This is a genomic window from Collimonas sp. (assembly GCF_035566555.1).
Taxonomy (GTDB): domain Bacteria; phylum Pseudomonadota; class Gammaproteobacteria; order Burkholderiales; family Burkholderiaceae_D; genus Collimonas.
Genome location: NZ_DATMRB010000182.1, coordinates 1 through 3,384, shown reverse-complemented (window position 1 = coordinate 3,384; position 3,384 = coordinate 1). Strand labels below are relative to the sequence as shown.

The window sequence follows — 3,384 nt, the reverse complement described above, 5'->3', positions numbered from 1 at the left end:
ATCGCCCAGCAGATACGCGCGTTGACGGAAAGGACTGCCTTCCTTGCTGCGGTCGCCGCGCAGAAAATTGACGACGTCGGCTACGGTCGCACCAGGCACGGTCAGGGCTGCGGCATTGGCTGCATTGCCGATATTGGCGGCACGGAACGGCACCCCTTTGCCGCCGTCTCTGGTGGCGATGAAGCGTTGTGTGTCCCAGCCGGCGACCAAGCTGCTGCCACTGCCGGTGGCAACAGCTTGCGTTTCCAACAACGCGCGAGCATCCCATGCGGGAGTAGTGGCGACCACTTGCCCGCTCGTCGCGTCGAACTGCAGCGCGCTGGCAATCACCTCGCCCGACCAGTTGACCGCGAAATACTGCGTGCTGTAGCTGACTGTCCCATCAGTGATGCTCACCGGCGATGCTACCGCCAGCGACGAAGAATACTGCGCTGCCGAATTAATGCTCTTAAAGGCATCGGTCAACGAAGACACCATCAGGCCAGCCTTGCCTGCATCATAATAATTATCCGGCCGTAAATCGCCGTTGCGGTCTGTATCGCCGGCTTTGTTCCAGCTCGATTGTGGCAACGCGGTGGGTTTGCCATAAGTGCTGTAGCCGGCAGGAACAGTGAAGCCGCCGTATTTGGCGGCAAGCCAATATTGATTGCTTTTTCTCTCTACGCCACGTTCCATCACATCCAGCCAGTAGGTTGCCGCGGTGGTAGTGAAGTTTCTCTTCTTGCTGCCGAAATCGTTGGGCCGCAGATCGCCGGTATGGGCTGCATAAGCGAGACCGGCGATAAAATAACTGCTATTGTCGCAACACCAGGTCGGATGCATCTCTCCAAGATTGCCCAGGCCTTCCAGTGCGCCGACCTGATTGGTCGCCAGCCGGACATCGATCGCAGAGCTTTTGACTCCTGGCACCGGCACGTCGGCCGCTACGCTGGTCGGCATGGCAGGTTCTGTGCTGGGGTCGGCGATTGTGCTACCGGGAAGATTGGCATCGGCATGGGTATTTTCATCGCCGATGCCGATAATGAAATTCTTTTGGCAAGCGTACTGGACCGGATCGTCCCAGCTGGTAATCACCGGGAAACCGTCCGCCATGGCGGTATTCAAACCACTGGTGTATTCAGGAACATTGCCTACGTTCCTGAGATAGCGAATCGCCGCGTAATACAATTCGCTGACCGGATCCGCACTCTTGTAGATCTGGCTGGCAAAGCCGAATTTATTCAAATAATTGATGACGCCGCTATTGGCGATGGTGCCGCCGGTGGCTTTCCCTGTGGCGGTAGCGTCGGCGCTGTCGGGATTATCCACAAAGATGCCTGTAGCAGGATCCCATTCTTTTTGCAGGTTATCGAGGCTAGTCGATCCCGGCACCGGCGTCTTGGGACCGACGGATTTCATCCTGGCGCGCATTACGCCGCCATCGCGCAAGAGGTTTGAATCATTCAGATAAGAGAACGCTGCGAAGCGTAATTTGTCGGAATTGTTTTGAATCAAACCGGTCGGCTTGTAAATATTGCCGCCGTATTGGGTGCAGTTGCTCTCCAGCGAGACCGCATTCGGATCGCAGACCTTGACCAGCACCGGTATATCGAAGGTAGCGCCGGCAGTCGTGCTCGACGCCGGGATGTTCTTTCCGCCCGACGTATATGCGGTGGCAGCGAAAGTCCCGAAAGTACCGGGAGTGTCGTCGACGCTGATGGTGGTGTTGTCATTGCTGTTCGACACCCGCATCGAAGTACCGAAGCCATACACGCGCACATAGATGTTTTTCCAGTTTTTGCCGCTGAATGGCGTAGCCGCGCTTATCGTCGCCGCGTCCTTGGCAATTGCCTGTACCGGGAAGTTCTTTACCCCTCCTTGACTGGCCGGCATATAATTTTTTTGCAATATCGTGGCAGTCTTGGTGTCTATTGCACGATAACCGCCGGTCAACGCCCAGCGGAAGGGATCGATGGTTGAGGTAGTCGCCCAATTCAGGAAATTGCCGCTCCATTGCCCTGAACAGACGTGGCTCGCGGCGGCCTTGCTCGCCGCAAAATAGCCATTGACATTGTCATAGTCGTAGCATTTTTCAGGGTCGAAATAGCCGATGAACGTTGAAGCCGATGCATACGCGCCGGTATGCGCGCGGCTGGTCGCCGTGGGATATTCAACCGATAGGGTCAGCAGCACATTGGAGGGCACAATAATGCTGCTGAACATGGGGGTATCGTTAAGTGCGGTTTGCGCTTGCGCAGCACACTGTGCGCCAGCACCGCCCAGCATCAGCACAGCCAGCAGCAGGCGGTTCAGCCAATGCGGCGCCTGCAGTGTCTTGGAAATTCGATTCATGTACTGATGCTCCTGTTTGTGCGAATGCAGTTCGTACGGGTGAACATGTGCCCGGCAGCCATCTGCGCTTTAGTGAGTGAACGTAATCTGGGTAAACGTCTGGGTATTGCGCGGGCCGAGCGCCATGATCGTGAGCCGGTACACCGGCCCCAGGCCGGCGCTCACTTTGGTGGCGCCGCCGGTACCTCCCTTGTCGTCGACAAACGAACCCATGGTGCAAGTCGCCTTGTCGGGCACCGTACCCGATATGCACATGCGGTCAATTACATAGCGCAGCCTGATGCCCATGGCAGTGTCGGTGATGTCGTCTTTTTTGGCCGACGCGATCAAAACATCGGGGATACCCGGCAGTTTGGTCGAGGGCAAGACGTGAGCCCAATAATTTTGCGCCGCCTGGTCGTTGTACAAAACTGCTTCCGACACCAGCGCGCCGCTCACAAACTGGCTCCTGACCTGTGCCACGGCACGCTCAGCCTGATTTGCCAGATCACGTTTAAAGGCCAGATTACCGGCGGTCAGCAAAGAGGTGTCGGTCGAACTGATCAGCGCGACGCTGGCCAGCATCAGTATCAGCAGAGAAATCAGGGCCAGGATCAATACCGACCCGCGCTGCCTTATGTGCCGGCGCGATTTCAGACCGGCCATGCACATATCGCGCGAATCACCGCATCGCCATTGGGAAAGTGAATATATGGTCATGGCATGCCCTCCTCAGTTACTCAGTGCAAGCGCATTGCGCAAGGGAATGGTGGCGTCCAGCACGCGATAGCGGAATTTCTGTTCCGCGGCGCTCAAGGTCCTGGCATAGGAAAACGCCGTGCCGTCGAACATTGCAGGCAAGGTCGCTGATGAAACCGTGTCCTTGTCCTCCACCGCGGAACGGGTAATCATGCCGATGCGGATTGCCTTGATGGAGGCAATCAGTTTGCCGGCATTGACGCTGCCGTCCAGCAATGCGCTGGCAGCGTAGCCGCCTGTGGGAGCGGTCCACACAAGCGTGCCGTTGTTGGCTTTGTCGACGCCGTAGATCGCGTGCATCTCGACCACGCCGTC

Annotated in this window: 2 protein-coding genes and 1 pseudogene; all 3 read right to left on the bottom strand. The window is 57.2% G+C overall.

Features of this window, described 5'->3' with window-relative positions; genetic code table 11:
* Window positions 1-2,331 (bottom strand): annotated as a pseudogene (locus tag VNZ65_RS23070) (hypothetical protein); the annotation flags it as partial.
* A gap of 69 nt (window positions 2,332-2,400) precedes the next feature.
* Window positions 2,401-2,976, bottom strand: coding sequence for a hypothetical protein (locus VNZ65_RS23065; protein ID WP_325673249.1), 576 nt, complete (start codon window positions 2,974-2,976; stop codon window positions 2,401-2,403).
* Window positions 2,977-3,042: 66 nt separating this feature from the next.
* On the bottom strand, window positions 3,043-3,384 hold a 342-nt coding region (locus VNZ65_RS23060), incomplete at its 5' end, for a PilW family protein (protein WP_325673247.1).

Excerpts from the sequence above, each read along its gene's own strand:
- VNZ65_RS23065 (WP_325673249.1), bottom strand. The coding sequence starts at position 2,976 with ATGGCCGGTCTGAAATCGCGCCGGCACATAAGGCAGCGCGGGTCGGTA.